The sequence below is a fragment of the Streptomyces sp. CNT372 genome (genome assembly GCF_000377145.1).
This window is the reverse complement of the sequence record NZ_KB897784.1, coordinates 89,963-108,432: the sequence shown is the minus strand read 5'-3', so window position 1 is coordinate 108,432 and position 18,470 is coordinate 89,963. Positions and strand designations below refer to the sequence as shown.

The 18,470-nt window shown below is 75.0% G+C and carries 16 protein-coding genes; 14 read left to right on the top strand and 2 right to left on the bottom strand.

All coding sequences use genetic code 11. From position 1 onward, the window contains the following. Positions 1–23: 23 nt before the first annotated feature. The 4 genes from C593_RS0119395 to C593_RS0119380 all read left to right on the top strand — a co-directional run bounded on the left by C593_RS0119395 (position 24) and on the right by C593_RS0119380 (position 4,677). Complete coding sequence (locus tag C593_RS0119395; RefSeq protein WP_018848966.1) at positions 24–1,388, top strand: glutamine synthetase family protein; 1,365 nt, start codon at positions 24–26, stop codon at positions 1,386–1,388. A gap of 8 nt (positions 1,389–1,396) precedes the next feature. Beyond that, on the top strand, positions 1,397–2,779 hold the full coding sequence (locus C593_RS0119390; protein WP_018848965.1) for an aldehyde dehydrogenase family protein: 1,383 nt from the start codon (positions 1,397–1,399) through the stop codon (positions 2,777–2,779). Positions 2,780–2,781: 2 nt separating this feature from the next. Next, on the top strand, positions 2,782–3,564 hold the full coding sequence (locus C593_RS0119385; protein WP_018848964.1) for a 3-oxoacyl-ACP reductase: 783 nt from the start codon (positions 2,782–2,784) through the stop codon (positions 3,562–3,564). Between the two features lie 102 nt (positions 3,565–3,666). Then, positions 3,667–4,677 carry a DUF2510 domain-containing protein gene (locus tag C593_RS0119380; RefSeq protein WP_020610353.1) on the top strand — a complete coding sequence of 337 codons (1,011 nt, stop codon included), beginning with the start codon at positions 3,667–3,669 and terminating at the stop codon, positions 4,675–4,677. 14 nt (positions 4,678–4,691) lie between these two features. On the opposite strand, the gene C593_RS0119375 is transcribed toward C593_RS0119380, so the two are convergent. After that, entirely contained in the window at positions 4,692–5,894 is a 1,203-nt protein-coding gene (locus C593_RS0119375; protein WP_018848962.1) for an amino acid deaminase/aldolase, read from the bottom strand. 1,087 nt (positions 5,895–6,981) lie between these two features. Here C593_RS0119375 and C593_RS0119370 point away from each other — a divergent pair. The 3 genes from C593_RS0119370 to C593_RS0119360 all read left to right on the top strand — a co-directional run bounded on the left by C593_RS0119370 (position 6,982) and on the right by C593_RS0119360 (position 9,975). Next, complete coding sequence (locus C593_RS0119370; protein ID WP_037746384.1) at positions 6,982–7,872, top strand: hypothetical protein; 891 nt, start codon at positions 6,982–6,984, stop codon at positions 7,870–7,872. Then, entirely contained in the window at positions 7,869–9,038 is a 1,170-nt protein-coding gene (gene mycP / locus C593_RS0119365) for a type VII secretion-associated serine protease mycosin (RefSeq protein WP_018848960.1), read from the top strand. Before C593_RS0119370 ends, mycP begins: the two co-directional genes overlap by 4 nt. 199 nt (positions 9,039–9,237) lie before the next feature. Beyond that, positions 9,238–9,975 carry an SseB family protein gene (locus C593_RS0119360; RefSeq protein WP_018848959.1) on the top strand — a complete coding sequence of 246 codons (738 nt, stop codon included), beginning with the start codon at positions 9,238–9,240 and terminating at the stop codon, positions 9,973–9,975. Between the two features lie 64 nt (positions 9,976–10,039). On the opposite strand, the gene C593_RS30015 is transcribed toward C593_RS0119360, so the two are convergent. Further along, positions 10,040–10,441: a DUF1844 domain-containing protein gene (locus C593_RS30015; protein WP_026277847.1), complete on the bottom strand. Its 402-nt coding sequence runs from the start codon at positions 10,439–10,441 to the stop codon at positions 10,040–10,042. Between the two features lie 411 nt (positions 10,442–10,852). On the opposite strand from C593_RS30015, the gene infC reads away from it, so the two are divergent. The 7 genes from infC (at position 10,853) to pheT (ending at position 18,413) form a co-directional block, all read left to right on the top strand. Then, entirely contained in the window at positions 10,853–11,500 is a 648-nt protein-coding gene (gene infC / locus C593_RS0119350) for a translation initiation factor IF-3 (RefSeq protein WP_078521664.1), read from the top strand. Between the two features lie 117 nt (positions 11,501–11,617). Further along, a complete protein-coding gene (rpmI, locus tag C593_RS0119345; RefSeq protein WP_018848956.1) occupies positions 11,618–11,812 on the top strand; it encodes a 50S ribosomal protein L35 in 195 nt (64 codons plus the stop codon). A gap of 103 nt (positions 11,813–11,915) precedes the next feature. Then, positions 11,916–12,299, top strand: a complete 384-nt coding sequence (rplT, locus tag C593_RS0119340; RefSeq protein WP_016642495.1) for a 50S ribosomal protein L20 — start codon at positions 11,916–11,918, stop codon at positions 12,297–12,299. A gap of 256 nt (positions 12,300–12,555) precedes the next feature. Beyond that, positions 12,556–13,398 carry a TrmH family RNA methyltransferase gene (locus tag C593_RS0119335; protein ID WP_018848955.1) on the top strand — a complete coding sequence of 281 codons (843 nt, stop codon included), beginning with the start codon at positions 12,556–12,558 and terminating at the stop codon, positions 13,396–13,398. Positions 13,399–13,519: 121 nt separating this feature from the next. After that, positions 13,520–14,641 carry an ATP-binding protein gene (locus tag C593_RS0119330; RefSeq protein ID WP_018848954.1) on the top strand — a complete coding sequence of 374 codons (1,122 nt, stop codon included), beginning with the start codon at positions 13,520–13,522 and terminating at the stop codon, positions 14,639–14,641. A gap of 137 nt (positions 14,642–14,778) precedes the next feature. After that, positions 14,779–15,900, top strand: a complete 1,122-nt coding sequence (gene pheS / locus C593_RS0119325; RefSeq protein ID WP_018848953.1) for a phenylalanine--tRNA ligase subunit alpha — start codon at positions 14,779–14,781, stop codon at positions 15,898–15,900. After that, positions 15,900–18,413 carry a phenylalanine--tRNA ligase subunit beta gene (gene pheT, locus C593_RS0119320; protein ID WP_018848952.1) on the top strand — a complete coding sequence of 838 codons (2,514 nt, stop codon included), beginning with the start codon at positions 15,900–15,902 and terminating at the stop codon, positions 18,411–18,413. Before pheS ends, pheT begins: the two co-directional genes overlap by 1 nt. The last annotated feature ends 57 nt before the right edge of the window (positions 18,414–18,470 follow it).

Sequence of the window (18,470 nt, the reverse complement as noted above, 5' to 3'; positions counted from 1 at the left end):
TGACCCCTAGGAGGCGTTGTCCCGTGGCAGACCGCACACCCCCGCTCGCTCTCGACGACCTGCGCGTGCGGGTCGAGCGAGGCGAGATCGACACCGTCGTCCTGGCCTTCCCCGACATGCAGGGACGCCTCCAGGGCAAGCGGTTCGCCGCCCGGTTCTTCCTTGACGAGGTCGCCGAGCACGGTACCGAGGGCTGCAACTACCTGCTCGCCGTCGACACCGAGATGAACACCGTGGGCGGCTACGCCATGTCCTCCTGGGAGAACGGCTACGGCGACTTCGCCATGCGTCCCGACTTCGCAACCCTGCGGCACATCCCCTGGCACGAGGGCACCGCCCTGGTCGTCGCCGACCTCGCGCTGCACGACGGCTCGCCCGTGCCCGCCGCGCCCCGCCAGATCCTCCGCCGCCAGCTCGGCCGGCTCGCCGAACTGGGCCTCAGCGCCCATGTCGGCACCGAGCTGGAGTTCATCGTCTTCAGGGACACCTACGAACAGGCCTGGGACCGCGACTACCGCGGCCTCACCCCGGCCAACCAGTACAACGTCGACTACTCCGTCCTCGGCACCGGCCGGATCGAGCCCCTGCTGCGCCGCATCCGCAACGAGATGGCCGGCGCCGGCCTCACCGTGGAGTCGGCCAAGGGGGAGTGCAACCCCGGCCAGCACGAGATCGCCTTCAAGTACGACGAGGCCCTGGTCACCTGCGACCACCACGCCGTCTACAAGACCGGCGCCAAGGAGATCGCCGCGCAGGAGGGCGTCTCGCTCACCTTCATGGCCAAGTACAACGAGCGCGAGGGCAACTCCTGCCACATCCACCTCTCCCTCCAGGACGCCGACGGGAACAACGCCATGGCCGGCGACGGCCCCGGCGGCATGTCCCCGCTGATGCGGCACTTCCTCGCCGGCCAGCTCGCCGCGCTGCGCGAGTTCTCCCTTCTCTACGCGCCGAACATCAACTCCTACAAGCGCTTCCAGCCCGGCTCCTTCGCCCCCACCGCCGTCGCCTGGGGCCACGACAACCGCACCTGCTCCCTGCGCGTGGTCGGCCACGGCCGCTCGATGCGCTTCGAGAACCGGCTCCCCGGCGGCGACGTCAACCCCTACCTCGCCGTCGCCGGCCTGGTGGCCGCGGGCCTGCACGGCGTCGAGCAGAAGCTCGAACTCCCCGACGCCTGCACCGGCAGCGCCTACGACGCCGGATACGACCGCGTCCCCACCACCCTCCGCGAGGCGGCCGAACTGTGGGAGGCCAGCGCCGTCGCCAAGGCGGCCTTCGGCGACGAGGTCGTCGACCACTACCGCAACATGGCCCGCGTCGAACTCGACGCCTTCGACGCCGCCGTCACCGACTGGGAGCTGCGCCGCTCCTTCGAACGCCTGTGAGGCCCCCCGTGTCCGACACCCCGCACGTCCCCGAGGCGCTGGACGTCCTCGACCCGGCCACCGAGAAGGTCGTCGCCACCGTCCCCGCGGCCGGCGCCGCCGAGGTGGACGCCGCCGTCGCCCGGGCCGCCACCGCCCAGCGCGCCTGGGCCGCCGCCGCCCCCGCCGACCGGGCCCGGCTGCTCCGCCGCTTCGCCTCCGTCGTCGACGACCACACCGAGGAACTCGCCCGGCTGGAGGTCACCGAGGCGGGCCACACCATCGGCAACGCCCGCTGGGAGGCCGGCAACGTCCGCGATCTCCTCGACTACGCGGCCGGTGGCGTCGAACGGCTGACCGGCCGTCAGATCCCGGTGCCCGGCGGCCTCGACGTCACCCTCCTGGAACCCCTCGGCGTGGTCGGCGTCATCGCCCCCTGGAACTTCCCGATGCCGATCGCGGCCTGGGGCACCGCACCCGCCCTCGCCGCGGGCAACGCCGTGATCCTCAAGCCCGCCGAGACGACCCCGCTCACCGCCCTGCGCCTCGCCGAACTCGCCCTGGCGGCCGGGCTCCCCGAGGGCCTGTTCCAGGTGCTGCCGGGGCGCGGCGGCATCGCGGGGGAGGCCCTGGTCCGCCACCCCGGCGTCGCGAAGATCGTCTTCACCGGCTCCACCCGCGTCGGCAAGCGCATCATGGCGCTCTGCGCGGAACGCGTGAAACGGCTCACCCTCGAACTCGGCGGCAAGAGCCCCAACATCGTCTTCGCCGACGCCGACCTGGAGAAGGCCGCGGCTGCCACCCCGATGTCCTTCCTGGACAACAGCGGCCAGGACTGCTGCGCCCGCACCCGCGTCCTGGTGCAGCGCTCGGTCTACGACCGCTTCCTCGGCCTGCTCGCCCCCGCGATCGAGTCCGTCGTCGTCGGCGACCCCGGGGACGAACGCACGCAGATGGGCCCGCTGATCTCCCGGGCCCAGCTCGACCGGGTCCGCTCCTACGTCCCCGAGGACGCCGAGGCGATCCGGGGCACCGCGCCCGCCGGGCCCGGCTTCTGGTTCCCGCCGACCGTCCTGACCGGCCTCGCGCCCGACGCCCCCGCCGCCTGCGAGGAGGTGTTCGGCCCCGTCGCCGTCGTCCTCCCCTTCGACGACGAGGAGGACGCCGTCCGGCTCGCCAACGCCACCGACTACGGCCTCTCCGGCTCCATCTGGACCCGTGACGTGGGCCGCGCCCTGCGGGTGTCCGGCGCGGTCGCCGCCGGCAACCTCTCCGTCAACTCCCACTCCAGTGTCCGCTACTGGACCCCCTTCGGCGGCTACGGGCAGTCCGGCCTCGGCCGGGAACTCGGCCCCGACGCCCTCACCGCGTTCACCGAGACCAAGAACGTCTTCATCAGCACGGAGGCCTGACCATGACCGACACATCCCTCTGCCGCCGCCTGGTCGGACGCACCGCCGTGATCACCGGGGCGGGCAGCGGCATCGGCCTCGCCACCGCGCGCCGGCTCGCCTCCGAGGGCGCGCACATCGTCTGCGCCGACATCGACGAGCAGGCCGGCAAAGCCGCCGCGGACGAGGTCGGCGGGACCTTCGTCCGGGTGGACGTCACCGACGCCGAGCAGGTCGAGGCCCTGTTCCGGACCGCGTTCGAGACCTACGGCAGCGTCGACATCGCCTTCAACAATGCGGGCATCTCGCCGCCCGACGACGACTCCATCCTGGAGACCGGCCTGGAGGCGTGGAAGCGCGTCCAGGAGGTCAACCTGACCTCCGTCTACCTCTGCTGCAAGGCGGCCATCCCCTACATGCGGCGCCAGGGCAGGGGCTCGATCATCAACACCGCCTCCTTCGTGGCGCGGATGGGCGCGGCCACCTCGCAGATCTCGTACACCGCGTCCAAGGGCGGCGTGCTGGCGATGTCCCGCGAACTGGGCGTGCAGTTCGCCCGCGAGGGCATTCGGGTCAACGCGCTCTGCCCCGGGCCGGTCAACACCCCGCTGCTCCAGGAGCTGTTCGCCAAGGACCCGGAGCGGGCAGCCCGCCGCCTGGTCCACATCCCGGTCGGCCGCTTCGCCGACGCGGAGGAGATCGCGGCGGCGGTCGCCTTCCTCGCGAGCGACGACTCCTCCTTCGTCAACGCGACGGACTTCCTGGTGGACGGGGGGATCTCGGGGGCGTACGTCACCCCGGTGTAGGCGGCCGTGACGCACGCGGCGGTGGCCGCGACGGGGGCGGGCAGGCACGGGGCGGGTGCGGGCGGCGCCGGCCGGGGGCGCGGCTAGGGTGGCCGCATGAGCATGACGACTCCGCCCGGCTGGTACCCGGACGCGCAGGCGCCCGGCACGGAACGCTGGTGGGACGGCACGGCATGGACCGCTCACGTCCGCCAGGCCCCGGCCGCTCCCGGGGCCCCCGGCACCTTCGGGGCCCCGCAGTCCGGAACCGCCGGGGCCGGCTTCGGCCCCGGCGGCTTCGGGCCGCCCGTCGCCCCGGGCACGCCCGGGGGGTCCGGCGGCCGGTCGCGGCGGACCGTCGCCCTGGTGGCCGCCGGGGCCGTGCTCGTCGCCGCCGTGGTCACCGGCGCGGTCCTCCTCCTCGGCACGGACGACGAGGACGGCGGACCGGACCCCGTCGCCTCCGGCGGCCCGGGGACCACCGCCGCCGCCCCGGCGTCCCCCGCCCCCGGCGGCTCGGCCGCGCCGTCCGCCGCACTCTCGGCGGACCCGGACGAGGGCCGGCTCGTCGACCAGCTCAACGGCGTCAGCCTGCCCGTGCCCGACGGCTGGGAGACGTCGGACCGCCTGATCGGCCCGGGCGCCGGCATGCACACCGACGAGACCTACGACTGCCCCGGCGGCGGCTCCTCCCTCTGCCGCCACGGCCGCGTCACCTCCCTCAGCGCCACCCCCTCGGCGGACGCCACCACCGCGAAGCAGGTCGCCGAGGCCGACATCGCCAAGGCGGCGGACCAGGCGTACGACGAGGACGTCCTCGGTACCCCCGCCTACGGGGGGCTCCGGGCCCACAAAGTGGTCAAGGCCCAGAACGTCGCCGTCGCCGGGCGGGCCGGATACCTGATCCGCTGGCGCGTGACCACCGGCAAGGGCCCCGGCGGCCACGTCCAGACCGTGGCCTTCCCCTCCACCATCGGCACCGAGTCCATGGTCGTCGTGCGCTTCGCCTTCGACGCGGGCCCGGACGGGCCCGACCTCGCCGGGATGGACGCGATCACCGCGGGAATCCGGCCCGTCGGAGCGGCGGGCGGGACCAGCGGCGGGGTCGGCAGCAGCATCGGTCCGGGCGACTGACTCCCCGGGGCCGGTCAGAGGAAGGCGCGGCCCTCGCCCCGGTAGGTCGGCACGCTCGCCGTGACCCGGTCGCCCTCGACCAGGTGCAGGGTCTCGAACCGCTCGCACAGCTCACCGGCCTTGGCGTGCCGGAACCACACCCGGTCCCCGATCAGGAGATCATCCGCCGGGGGCCCCAGCAGCGGTGTCTGCACCTCGCCCGCGCCCTCCCGGGGGTCGTAGCGCAGCCCCTCCGGCAGCCACGGCACGGGCGAACGGTCCTGGCCGGCCGCCCCCGACGCGGGGTAGCCGCCGCCCAGTACCGTCACCACGCCCACCCCGGGCCGGCGCACCACCGGCAGCGCGAACAGGGCGGCCGGACGCCCGTGGAACGAGGTGTAGTTGTCGAACAGGCGCGGCACGTAGAGGCCCGAGCCGGCCGCGATCTCGGTCACGGCGTCCTCGGCGGCCGTGTGCTGGACGCTGCCGGTCCCGCCGCCGTTGACGAACTCCAGCTCCGGCTCCACCGCGCGCACGGCCCGCACCACGGCCGCCCGGCGCGCGGCCAGTTCCCGGCGCGCCGCCCGCTGCATCAGCCGCACTGCACGCGACCGCAGCGGGGCCCCGGCCACCGCGTCGCCGACACCGGCCACATGCCCCTCGTACGCCATCAGGCCCACCAGCCGGAAGCCGGGTCTGCGGCTCACCGAGCGGGCCAGCTCCGCCAGTTCGGCCGGTTCCCGTAGCGGCGAGCGGCGCGCCCCGATCCGGACCCGGCCGCCGAGCAGACGCAGCGCGGTGTCCAGCTCCAGGCAGACCCGCACCTCCTCCCGGCCGCCCGCGCGCGAGGCGTCGATCAGGTCCAGCTGCGCCACGTCGTCCACCATCACGGTGACCGCGGCGGCGAGTTTGGCGTCCCCGGCCAGCTCCGCGAAGGCGGCGCGGTCGGCCGAGGGGTAGGCCAGCAGCACGTCCTCGAACCCGGCCCGCGCCAGCCACAGGGACTCGGCCAGCGTGTACGACATGATCCCGGCGAAGCCGTCCCGGGCGAGGACCCGCTCCAGCAGGGCCCGGCAGCGCACCGACTTGCTCGCGACCCGGACCGGCTTGCCGCCGGCCCGGCGCACGAGATCGTCGGCGTTGGCGTCGAAGGCGTCGAGATCGACGATCGCGAGCGGGGCGTCCAGCTGCGCGGTGGCCTTGTCGTAGCGGGCCCGGTCCGTTGCACGGGGAGTCATGGCCCGAGCTTGCCAGACCGGAATACCCCGGGGTAGGGGATGTTCTGGGCAGATCCCCCGGACCCCCGGCCATGGGACGACCACCCCACGTGCAGCCCGTTAGAGTGACACGCACGAGCTGACGAACGGGCCTGCCCCGGTGGGTGATCCGCCGGCGGCGAGCCGAAGACCAGGGGGCGGAATGAGCACGGAGGCGCAGCGCCCTTCGGGCGACGGGCCCCCGCCGCGCTCCCGTCTCGCGGACCTGACCCCACCCCCCGCCCGTCCGGCGGACGGCCCCACCGGCCCGGTCCCGCCGCCCGCGGAGGGCGGCGCCGCGCAGGAACCCGCCCGGGGCGCCGGGGTGCCCCCGCAGCCCGGCGCGTACGACGCCCCCGCCCCGCGCGGCGAGTCCACCACCCGGCTCCGCCCCCCGAAACCACCCACGCGCCCCGCCTCGGGCGCCCCCAGCCCCTCGGGCCCCCCGGCCCACCTCCCCCCACGCCCGGCGACCGCGCCGGGCACGATCCCGCCGCGTCCGCCCGTGGCTCCGGCCGTTTCGGGCTCGGGTGCGGCCGGGGCGCCTGCCGCCGGGGCCCCGGGCCCGCGTACTCCGGACGCCCCGGGTCCGGCCGTCGGCGGCCGGGTGGCGTCCGCGGCGGGTGCTCGCGCCGGGGAACGGCCCGTGGCGGGTGCGGCTGCGTCGGGTGCCCCGGCTGCGTCCGACCGTGTGGCCGCGCCGCCCGGCGAGGCATCGGCCCCGCCGCGTCCCCCGGTGGCTCCGGCCGCCCCGGGCTCGGGTGCGGCCGGGGCTCCGGGCCCGCGTACTCCGGGGGCCGCCGGTCCGGTGCCAGCGGGTCCCTCGGCCGCCGAGCTGCCGGTACGGCCCCCGGTCGTTCCCGCGGCCCCGGGCCCGCGTACCCCGGACGCCCCGGGTCCGGCCGTCGGCGGCCGGGCGGCGTCCGCGGCGGGTGCTCCCGCCGTCCCCGGCGCCGGCACGACACCCCGGGCGCCTGCCGGCGCCCCCGGCGTACCCGGGCCCCGCCCCACGCCCCCCGGAGGTGCCGGCGCCTCCGGCGCCGGTCGCCGGCCCGTGGGGAGTGTCGACATGACGCCGCGGCCCGGTGCGCCGCGGCCGCCCGCGCACGGATGGGCGGTGCCGCCGGAGGCGACCGCGTACGGATGGGCGGTGCGGCCGGAGACGCCCGCGGAGCTGACCACCCGATTGCGGCCCGTGCGGAGCCGGCGGCCCGTGCGGGCGGCCGCCGCGGTGGCCTGCGTCGTGCTCGGGCTCGGGCTCATCGGCGGGGCGGCCGCCGGGACCTGGCTGACCGGTGACGGGGCCGGCGGGGACGCCGGCCGTGACACCTACGCAAAGGTGCGCGGCATGTGGCACAACGTGCCCGTGGACACCCTCTTCCCGCGCACCCTCAAGGGCGCCAAGGCCGGCCCCGGCGGCGCCGAGCGCGTCTGGAACCGGGTCGCCGTCGCGCCCGACTCCGGCTGCGGCCCCGCGCTGGACCCGCTGCTGACCAAGACCCTCCAGCAGGTCGGCTGCGACCGCGTCGTGCGCGCCACCTACACCGACGCGACCGCCAGCAGCGTCGTCACCGTCGGCCTGGTCTTCACCGAGGCCGACCAGCAGGCCATGCTCGCCCTCCACAACCGCTTCACCACCGAACGCCTCGGCGAACGCCGCGACCTGATGCCCCGCGCCCTGCCCGCCGAGGGCACCCCCGCCGCCGGGTTCGGCAGCGCGCAGCGCGCCAGCTGGACCGTCGACGTGGTCACCGAGGCGCCCGTCGTCGTCTTCGCCGTGTCCGGCTTCGCCGACGGACGCCCCGTCACCGACCCCCAGCCCGCGCAGGCCGCCACCGCGGACGGCGCCACCTCCACCCAGGCCCAGTCCGGCCTGGGCCACGACGCCGCCGGAGTCGCCGCCGCCATCGAGCGCACCCTGCGCGCCGCCGCCCGCCAGGTCACGGAGAAAGCCGAATGACGCTCCCGCCGCGCCGCGGGCGCCTCCTCGCCGCGCTCGTCGCCACCGCCTTCGCCGTACTGCCCGCCGCGTCCCCCGCCCACGCCGACACCATCCGCGCCCAGCAGTGGGGCCTGGAGGCCCTGCACACCGACGAGGCGTGGCGGACCACCAAGGGCGAGGGGATCACCGTCGCCGTCCTCGACACCGGCGTGGACGACCAGCACCCCGACCTCGCCGGGGCGGTCCTCCCGGGCAAGGACTTCATAGGCTTCGGCGCCGGCCGCGGCGACCGCCCCTGGGCCCGCCACGGCACCGCCATGGCCGGCATCATCGGCGCCCGCGGCCACGGCCCCGGCCGCGAGTCCGGCGTCATCGGCATCGCCCCCGAGTCCCGGATCCTGCCCGTCCGCGTGATCCTCGAAGGCGCCGACCCCGCCCGCGACCGGGCCCGCAAGTCACGCGGGACGGCCCTCGCCCAGGGCATCCGCTGGGCCGCCGACCAGGGCGCCGACGTGATCAACCTCTCCCTCGGCGACGACAGCGAGTCGGCCCACCCCGAGGCCACCGAGGACGCCGCCGTGCAGTACGCCCTCGCCAAGGGGTCCGTGGTCGTCGCCTCCGCGGGCAACGGCGGCGAGAAGGGGGACCGGATCTCCTACCCGGCCGCCTACCCCGGGGTGATCGCGGTGACCGCCGTCGACCGCTTCGGCACCCACGCCTCCTTCTCCACCCGCCGCTGGTACGCGACCGTCAGCGCCCCCGGCGTGGACGTGGTGATCGCCGACCCGGACCGGAAGTACTACCAGGGCTGGGGCACCAGCGCCGCCGCCGCCTTCGTCTCCGGGGCTGTCGCCCTGGTGCGGGCCGCCCACCCCGAACTCACCCCGGCCCAGATCAAGAAGCTGCTCCGGGACACCGCCCGCAACGCCCCCGAGAACGGGCGGGACGACGCGCGCGGCTACGGCTTCGTCGACCCGGCCGCGGCGATCGAGGCGGGCGGGAAGCTGCGCCCCGCGGATCTCGCCGCCTCCTCCGGCCACACCCGCCAGTACTTCGGCAAGGGCCCCGACCCCGCAGAGGACGACACCGCGTCCCGGCTGCTCGCCCCGGCGGCCGGGGGCGTGGGCGTGCTGCTGCTGGCGGCTGCGGTCGTCCTCTGGCGAGGCGGCCCCCGCCGCGCCTGACACGACGCCGGCCATCGGCCCCCGCCGCACCACGTGCCCGGCCCGGCCCGGCCCACGCGGACCGGAGCCGACCGCCCCCACGGCCCCGGGCCGCCGGACCCCCTGGGCGCGAGCTTGGTGACGCGGGCCGGCCGACGGGGGCCGGGGCGGACCGGGAGCCCCGCGTCGGCGCCACCACGCGGGCGGCTAGGCTCGGTGCGTGGCGCTCAAGAACATCCCGGACCCCGGCTTCTCCGACGACGACGGCACCGCCGACCCGGCCCTGCAAGCGGCGCTCGCCGCCTGGGCCGGGGACCCCGCGGCCGAGGAGCCCGTCCTCGCCGCCCTGAAGGGGGCCCGGCTCCTCGTCCCCGTGGTCGCCGTGCTGGGCGAGGTCGAGGAGGACCCGGAGACCGGGCTGCGCCGCGAGAAGACCAGCGACATGGCCGTCCCCACCCTGACCGCCGGTGACCGACGGGCGCTGCCCGCCTTCACCTCGCTCGCCTCGCTGGCGCTCTGGGACCCCGCCGCCCGGCCGGTCGCCGTGCCGCTGCACCAGGCGCTGCAGGCCGCCGCGCACGAGAAGGCCGACACCCTGGTGATCGACCTGGCCGGCCCCGTCACCTACCAGCTCACCGGCCGGGCGCTGCTGGCCCTCGCGGAGGGCCGCACCAGCACGGACCCGCTGACCGACCCCGCCGTCGCCGAGGCCGTGCGCGAGGCGGTGGCCGGGGAGCCGGGCGTGGCGCGCGCCCACCTGGTCCCGGCGCGGGACGCGGACGGCACCCTCGCCCTGGTCCTGGCGCCGGACGCGGTGCCGGCCGAGGCGGCCCGGCGGGTGGCCGGGGCCCTGGCGTCCCACGACGTACTGAGGGCCCGCCTGGTGAAGGGCCTCGACCTGGCAGTGCTGCCGGCCGAGGCGGCCCCTCCGGGCGAGCCCTTGTTCGTGCGGTCCTGAGATCCCGCGGCCGGTCCGGCGCGCGGGACGGGGGCGGGCGCGGCCCGCGCCCCGCCGCGCGCGGTCAGCCGTAGACCGGACCGGTGTACTTCTCGCCCGGGCCCTGGCCCGGCTCGTCCGGGACGACGGACGCCTCGCGGAAGGCGAGCTGGAGGGACTTCAGCCCGTCCCGCAGCGGAGCCGCGTGGAAGGAGCTGATCTCGGTCGTGCTCGCGTCCAGCAGACCCGCCAGCGCGTGCACCAGCTTGCGCGCCTCGTCCAGGTCCTTGTGGGCGTCCCCGTCCTCGGTCAGTCCGAGCTTGACGGCGGCGGCGCTCATCAGGTTGACCGCGACCGTGACGATCACCTCGACGGCGGGGACCTCCGCGATGTCGCGGGCCATGGCGTCGAAGTCGGGGGAGTCCGGGGCAGTGGACGGGGCAGCGGACGGGGCACTGGGGTCGCTGGGGGAGGTCGCGTCACTCATGCCCCACACGATATGCCCCGCCGCACAGACGTCCGCCCTGGTCCCCGCGCGCGGCCGGCGCCCCGCCCCCGCCGGCACCGCGGGCACCCCGCGCGCCCGTTCCGGATGGTTCGCCGCATCCCCCGGGAGCTGCTAACCTTGTGTGACGACCGGCCGGACACCTGTGTGCCCGGCCCGCAAGTGGAGGCTCCGATCTCCCACCTGGCCGCCCTCCGGGCGGCGGGTCACCGGTCAGGCGGCGCCCATCGTTCCGTACGGACGATGGAAGCCGCCCGATGTGCGCCCCGCGATGTCCGCGGCGGTGTTCCGGTACCACGGAGCATCCGCCTGCGTCCCGTCCGGGGCATTTTTCGTGTTCCGGCGCGGTTGGTCTGACGAAACAGACGTTACGCGGCTGTCTGCCAGGCGGTCGTGTGGTGCTACTTAGGAGGATCCATCAGCGCCGAGCCCCGCATCAACGACCGGATTCGCGTTCCCGAGGTGCGACTTGTCGGTCCCAGCGGCGAGCAGGTCGGGATTGTTCCGCTTGCCAAGGCCCTGGAGCTTGCCCAGGAGTACGACCTCGACCTGGTCGAGGTGGCGGCGAACGCCCGTCCGCCCGTCTGCAAGCTCATGGACTACGGGAAGTTCAAGTACGAGTCGGCCATGAAGGCCCGTGAGGCGCGCAAGAACCAGGCGCACACGGTCATCAAGGAGATGAAGCTCCGGCCGAAGATCGACCCGCACGACTACGACACCAAGAAGGGTCATGTCGTCCGGTTCCTCAAGCAGGGCGACAAGGTCAAGATCACGATCATGTTCCGTGGTCGTGAGCAGTCCCGCCCCGAACTCGGCTTCCGTCTGCTGCAGCGTCTCGCTGCGGACGTCGAGGACCTCGGCTTCATCGAGTCGAACCCCAAGCAGGACGGCCGGAACATGATCATGGTTCTCGGCCCGCACAAGAAGAAGACCGAGGCCATGGCCGAGGCGCGTGAGGCCCAGGCCGCACGCAAGGCGGAGCGCCAGGGCTCGCAGGACCAGAGCTCCGACGCACCCGCGGAGAACACGCCCGAGGCGTGAACCGGGGGGCCGCTCCGGCGGCCCCGGGTTCCGCCCGGAACACCCACGACGATCTGACGCTCCCGCAGTCCGGTGCTCGCACCGGGGGAGCGCCACTGATGAGGAGACAACGGCGCGATGCCGAAGAACAAGACGCACAGCGGTGCCAAGAAGCGCTTCAAGATCACCGGCTCCGGCAAGGTGCTCCGCGAGCGCGCCGGCAAGCGCCACCTGCTCGAGCACAAGTCGTCCCGTCTGACGCGCCGCCTCACCGGCAACGCCGAGATGGCCCCGGGCGACGCCGCGAAGATCAAGAAGCTTCTCGGCAAGTGACGTCCGCCGTCCCCGCCCACGGGGACGGGACGCCGGGACCGGGACCTATTCGTTTCCGGGCCGTGTGATCATGAACCACGGCCCCGCTACAAGGAGTTAACAAGTGGCACGCGTCAAGCGGGCAGTCAACGCCCACAAGAAGCGCCGGGCGATCCTCGAGCAGGCCAGCGGTTACCGCGGCCAGCGTTCGCGCCTGTACCGCAAGGCCAAGGAGCAGGTCACCCACTCCCTGGTCTACAACTACAACGACCGCAAGAAGCGCAAGGGCGACTTCCGTCAGCTCTGGATCCAGCGGATCAACGCCGCTGCCCGTGCGAACGGCATCACCTACAACCGCTTCATCCAGGGTCTGAAGGCCGCCAACATCGAGGTGGACCGCAAGATCCTGGCCGAGCTCGCGGTCAACGACGCCAACGCGTTCGCCGCGCTCGTCGAGGTGGCCCAGAAGGCCCTTCCGAGCGACGTCAACGCGCCCAAGGCTGCCTGACGCTCGTCGAGCCGTCCGGACCCGCAGGCCCCCGGGCCTGCGGGTCCGCCGCGTTTCGCCGCGTGCACCCGGCCGCCGCGTTTCGCCGCGTGCACCCGGCCGCCGCGTTTCGCCGCGTGCACCCGGTCGCCGCCGTGCGCGCAGCCGTCACCGGCCACCCCGGTCGTCCCCCCCGCCGCCCGCGCCCACCGGGCGGCCGGCCGCACCCGTCCCGCCCCACAGCCCGTCCGACCGAGTCAGAGAGCCGCAGGCGCAGATGCCCACCCCCGAGCCGATCTCCCCGCGTTCCCCCCGCGTCACCGCCGCCCGGCGCCTCGCCAAGCGGAACTTCCGGGGGAAGGACCGGCTGTTCATCGCCGAGGGCCCGCAGGCGGTCCGCGAGGCCGTCGCCCACCGCGGGCCCACCGGTGAGCCGACCCTCGTCGAACTCTTCACCACCGCCGAGGCCGCCGAGCGGTACGCGGAGATCGTGGACGCGGCCCGCGCGGCCGGTGCCCGGGTCCACCTTGCCGACGCCGCCGTGCTCGCCGAGGTGTCCCAGACCGTCACCCCGCAGGGCCTCGTCGGCGTCTGCCGCTTCCTCGACTCGCCGTTCGAGGACATCCTCGCCGCCCGCCCCCGGCTCGTCGCCGTCCTCGCCCACGTCCGGGACCCCGGGAACGCCGGGACCGTGCTGCGCTGCGCGGACGCCGCCGGCGCCGACGCCGTCGTCCTCACCGACGCCTCCGTGGACCTCTACAACCCCAAGTCCGTGCGCGCCTCCGTCGGTTCGCACTTCCATCTGCCGGTCGCCGTCGGCGTCCCCGTCGAGCGGGCCGTCGCGGGACTGAAGGAGGCCGGGGTCCGGGTGCTGGCCGCCGACGGCGCGGGCGACGACGACCTCGACGCCGAACTGGACGCCGGCACCATGAGCGGCCCCACCGCCTGGGTGTTCGGCAACGAGGCCTGGGGCCTGCCCGAGGAGACCCGGGCGCTCGCCGACGCCGTCGTCCGCGTCCCCATCCACGGAAAGGCCGAGTCGCTGAACCTGGCCACCGCCGCTGCCGTATGTCTCTACGCCTCGGCGCGTGCCCAGCGCCGGGGACGCGGCACCGCCTGAGGGGGCGAGGACCACCCGCTCGGGGAGGGCCACTCGCTCAGGGGGTCCGCGGCGTCACTTTCAGCTAGTAGGGTGACGTGCTCGGGGCCCACTCGGAAGCGGAGAGGTGGGATTACGGGGCATGACCGTGGGGACCAGCAGGCCCGACCGGACACCGGAGGCCGTCCTGCGCCGCGCCGGGACCGCCGACGCGCCCGCGATCGACCCGGACGACCTCCCGGACGGGCTCGTCGTCGCGGACGAGACCGGCCGCGTGGTCTGCTTCAACGAGGCCGCCGCACGCCTGACCTCCGTACCCCGGGCCCGGGCACTCGGCGCGCCCCTGGAGACCGCCCTCCCCCTGGAGGACCTCAAGGGCCGCCGCTGGTGGGCCCTGACCGACCCGTACGGCGGGCTCAGCACCCGCGTCGCCCAGCCCGAGCGGAACCTGCTGCTCCCCGGAGGCCGGGAGGTCCTGGTCGCTGCCCGGTACGTCCGCGACACCCCCACCGGGCCCGTGCGCCGGGTCGTCGTCACCCTGCGCGGCACCGAGGCCCGGCGCCGTACCGAGCGCAGCCACGCCGAGCTGATCGCCACCGTCGCCCACGAGCTGCGCTCCCCACTGACCTCCGTCAAGGGCTTCACCGCCACCCTGCTCGCCAAGTGGGAGCGGTTCACCGACGACCAGAAGCGGCTGATGCTGGAGACCGTCGACGCCGACGCCGGCCGCATCTCCCGGCTGATCGCCGAACTCCTCGACATCTCCCGCATCGACTCCGGCCGCCTGGAGATCCGCCGCCAGCCCGTCGACATGCCCGCCGCCGTGCGCCGGCACGTCCAGGCCCACATCGCCGGGGGCCAGGACCCCGACCGCTTCGCCTTGCGTATCAGCCCCGCGCTGCCCGGCCTGTGGGCCGACCCCGACAAGGTCGACCAGGTCCTCGGCAACCTCCTGGAAAACGCGGTGCGCCACGGCGAGGGAACCGTCACCATCGAGGTGGCGCCGGTTTCGGCGGACCACGACGAGAAAGGCACGGCGGTCACCGTGAGCGACCAGGGCCCCGGCATCCCCGAGGAGTCGATGGGCCGTGTCTTCACCCGTTTCTGGCGGGGGAGCAAGCGCGGTGGCACGGGCCTGGGCCTCTACATCGTCAAGGGCATCGTCGAGGCGCACGGCGGGACGATCACCGTCGGGCGCGGCCCCTGCGGCGGCGCCGAGTTCCGGTTTACCCTGCCCGTCGGCACCCCGGCCCACCTCCTCTGAGCGGCCGCCGGGCGGCCCACGGGCTCATCCGCCTCCCACCACCCCGTTAGACTCGGCCTTTGGCACCTTTGCGTCCTCGGTCGTCCCTGGTCGACGTGCGGGGTCCCCAGCCAGCCCATTCGGAAGTACGGGAAGAGATGTCCGCACCCAATAAGTCGTACGACCCCGTCGAGGTCGAGGCACTGAAACCGGAAGAGATCGAGCGCATGCGGGACGAGGCGCTCGCCGCCTTCGCCGCCGCCGACTCGCTCGACGCGCTCGCCCACGCGAAGACCGCGCACACCGGTGGCACCTCGCCCCTCTCCCTCGCCAACCGTGAGATCGGCGCGCTGCCCCCGCAGGCCAAGGCCGAGGCCGGCAAGCGCGTCGGCCAGGCCCGCGGCCAGGTCGGCAAGGCGCTCGCCGCCCGCCAGGCCGAGCTGGAGGCCGAGCGTGACGCCCGCGTCCTCGTCGAGGAGGCCGTCGACGTCACCCTGCCGTACGACCGCGTCCCCGCCGGGGCCCGCCACCCGCTCACCACGCTCTCCGAGCGCATCGAGGACGTCTTCGTCGCCATGGGCTACGAGGTCGCCGAGGGCCCGCAGGCCGAGGCCGAGTGGTTCAACTTCGACGCGCTCAACATCGGCCCGGACCACCCGGCGCGCGGCGAGCACGACACCTTCTTCGTGAAGGGCGCGGAGGACGGCGCCGAGTCCGGCGTGGTGCTGCGCACCCACACCTCGCCCGTGCAGATCCGCTCGCTCATCGACCGCGAGCCCCCGGTCTACGTGATCTGCCCCGGCCGGGTCTACCGCACGGACGAGCTGGACGCCACGCACACCCCCGTCTTCCACCAGGTCGAGCTGCTCGCCGTGGACGAGGGCCTGACGATGGCCGACCTCAAGGGCACCCTGGACCACATGGTCCAGGCCCTGTTCGGCGAGGGCATGAAGACCCGGCTGCGGCCCAACTTCTTCCCGTTCACCGAGCCGTCCGCCGAGATGGACATGGTCTGCTACGTCTGCCGCGGCGAGTCCGTCGGCAACCCGGACCGCCCCTGCCGCACCTGCTCCAGCGAGGGCTGGATCGAGCTGGGCGGCTGCGGCATGGTCAACCCGAAGGTCCTCACGGCCTGCGGCGTCGACCCCGCGAAGTACAGCGGATTCGCCTTCGGGTTCGGCATCGAACGGATGCTGATGTTCCGCCACAACGTCGAAGACATGCGAGACATGGTCGAGGGTGACGTCCGGTTCACCCGGCCGTTCGGGATGGAGATCTGATGCGGGTCCCGCTTTCCTGGCTGCGGGAGTACGTCGACCTGCCGGCGACGGAGACCGGCCGCGACGTGCAGGCCAGGCTGATCTCCGCCGGCCTGGAGGTCGAGACGGTCGAGCAGCTCGGCGCCGGCCTCAAGGGCCCCCTGGTCGTCGGACAGGTGCTGACCATCGAGGAGCTGGAGGGCTTCAAGAAGCCCATCCGCTTCTGCACCGTCGACGTCGGGGGGGCCAACGGTACGGGTGAGCCGCAGGAGATCGTCTGCGGCGCCCGGAACTTCGCCGTCGGCGACAAGGTCGTCGTGGTCCTCCCCGGCGCCGTCCTCCCCGGCGACTTCGCCATCTCCGCGCGCAAGACCTACGGCAGGACCTCGCACGGCATGATCTGCTCCGGCGACGAGCTGGGCATGGGCGACGACGGGTCCGGCGGCATCATCGTGCTGCCGCCCGAGGTCGAAACCGGCACCGACGCGATCGAACTCCTGGAACTCGTCGACGAGGTCCTGGACATCGCCGTCACCCCCGACCGCGGCTACTGCCTGTCGCTGCGCGGTGTCGCCCGCGAGACCGCCACCGCCTACGGCCTGCCGCTGCGCGACCCGGCGCTGCTGGACGTGCCCGCCCCGAACTCCTTCGGGTACCCGGTGCAGGTGTCCGACCCGATCGGCTGCGACCGCTTCACCGCGCGCACCGTCGTCGGCCTCGATCCCGAGGCGCGCTCCCCGATCTGGCTCAAGCGCCGCCTGCAGAAGGCGGGCATGCGCCCGATCTCGCTCGCCGTGGACATCACCAACTACGTGATGCTGGAGCTGGGCCAGCCGCTGCACGCCTACGACCGCTCGCGCGTCGACGGGCCGATCGGCGTCCGCCGCGCCGAGCAGGGCGAGAAGCTGACCACCCTCGACGGCACCACCCGGGTGCTCGACGCCGAGGACCTGGTCATCACCGACAACCGCGGCCCGATCGGGCTCGCGGGGGTCATGGGCGGTGCCGACACCGAGATCGCCGACCACGAGGACGCCGCCGGCGCCAGCACCGAGGTCGTCATCGAGGCCGCGCACTTCGACCCGGTCGCCATCGCGCGCACCGCCCGCCGGCACCGGCTCTCCTCCGAGGCGTCCAGGCGCTTCGAGCGGGGCATCGACCCGGAGGCCGCGGCCGCCGCCGCGCAGCGCACCGTCGACCTGCTGGTCCTGCTGGCCGGCGGCACCGCCGAGGGCGGCGTCACCCAGCTCATGACGCCCTCCGCGCCGCGCACCGTCACCATGCCGGCCGACCACCCGGACCGGGTGGCGGGCGTCGCCTACGGCCGCGAGACCGTGGTCCGCCGCCTCCAGGAGGTCGGCTGCGACGTCTACGGCCAGGACGAGCTGGTCGTCACCGTGCCCTCGTGGCGGCCCGACCTCGCCGCGCCGAACGACCTCGCCGAGGAGGTCATCCGGCTGGAGGGCTACGAGAACCTGCCCTCCACGCTGCCGACCCCGCCGTCCGGCCGCGGCCTGACCGCCCGCCAGCGGCTGCACCGCCGCGCCGGCCGCGCGCTGGCCGGCGCCGGCTACGTCGAGGCGCCGAACTATCCCTTCCTCGGTGAGCAGGTCTTCGACCAGCTCGGCCTGGAGGCGGACGACGCCCGCCGCCGGGTGGTCACCCTGGTCAACCCGCTCTCCGACGAGGAGCCGGCGCTGCGCACCACGCTGCTGCCCGGCCTCCTCGCGGCCCTGCGCCGCAACGACGGCCGGGGCAGCCACGACCTGGCCCTCTTCGAGACCGGGCTGGTCTTCCGGCCGACCGGCGAGGAGCGGCCCGCGCCGCTGCCGCCCGTCGACCGGCGGCCCACGGCCGGGGAGATCGCCGCCCTGAACGCGGCCCTGCCGCGCCAGCCGCGCCGCGCCGCGGTCGTCCTCTCGGGCGCCCGCGAGCAGAACGGCTGGTGGGGCAAGGGCCGCCCGGCCGACTGGGCGGACGCGGTGGAGACCGGGCGGCTGCTCGGCCGGGAGGCCGGCGTCGACCTCGTCGTCCGCGCCGACCGGCACGCCCCCTGGCACCCGGGCCGCTGCGCCGCGTTCTACGCGACGATCAACGGTGAGGAGACCCTCGTCGGCCACGCGGGCGAGCTGCACCCGCGGGTCGTCAAGGCGCTGCACCTGCCCGAGCGCACCTGCGCGATGGAGCTGGAGCTCGACCTGCTGGAGCAGGCGGGCGGCGAGGCGGTCGAGGCCCCCCGGATCTCGGCCTTCCCGGTCGCCACCCAGGACGTCGCCCTGGTCGTCGCCGACGAGGTCCCGGCGGCCGAGGTCGAGTCCGCGCTGCGCGAAGGTGCGGGCGAACTACTGGAGTCCCTGCGGCTGTTCGACGTCTTCACCGGCGAGCAGCTCGGCGAGGGCCGCAAGTCCCTCGCGTACGCGCTCCGCTTCCGCGCCCCCGACCGCACGCTGACGGTCGACGAGGCGTCGGCCGCGCGCGACGCGGCGGTGGCGCTGGCCACCGAGCGCACGGGGGCGGTCCTCCGGGGCGTGTGACGCCACCCGGGCCCTCCGGGGCTCCGGCGCTCCCGCCTCTGAGGGGTGCGCCCCGGC

Coding starts and splice junctions, on each gene's coding strand:
- C593_RS0119385 (WP_018848964.1), top strand. CDS start 2,782: ATGACCGACACATCCCTCTGCCGCCGCCTGGTCGGACGCACCGCCGTG.
- C593_RS0119380 (WP_020610353.1), top strand. CDS start 3,667: ATGACGACTCCGCCCGGCTGGTACCCGGACGCGCAGGCGCCCGGCACG.
- C593_RS0119375 (WP_018848962.1), bottom strand. CDS start 5,894: ATGACTCCCCGTGCAACGGACCGGGCCCGCTACGACAAGGCCACCGCG.
- C593_RS0119370 (WP_037746384.1), top strand. CDS start 6,982: ATGACGCCGCGGCCCGGTGCGCCGCGGCCGCCCGCGCACGGATGGGCG.
- mycP (WP_018848960.1), top strand. CDS start 7,869: ATGACGCTCCCGCCGCGCCGCGGGCGCCTCCTCGCCGCGCTCGTCGCC.
- C593_RS30015 (WP_026277847.1), bottom strand. CDS start 10,441: ATGAGTGACGCGACCTCCCCCAGCGACCCCAGTGCCCCGTCCGCTGCC.
- rpmI (WP_018848956.1), top strand. CDS start 11,618: ATGCCGAAGAACAAGACGCACAGCGGTGCCAAGAAGCGCTTCAAGATC.
- C593_RS0119335 (WP_018848955.1), top strand. CDS start 12,556: ATGCCCACCCCCGAGCCGATCTCCCCGCGTTCCCCCCGCGTCACCGCC.
- C593_RS0119330 (WP_018848954.1), top strand. CDS start 13,520: ATGACCGTGGGGACCAGCAGGCCCGACCGGACACCGGAGGCCGTCCTG.
- pheS (WP_018848953.1), top strand. CDS start 14,779: ATGTCCGCACCCAATAAGTCGTACGACCCCGTCGAGGTCGAGGCACTG.
- pheT (WP_018848952.1), top strand. CDS start 15,900: ATGCGGGTCCCGCTTTCCTGGCTGCGGGAGTACGTCGACCTGCCGGCG.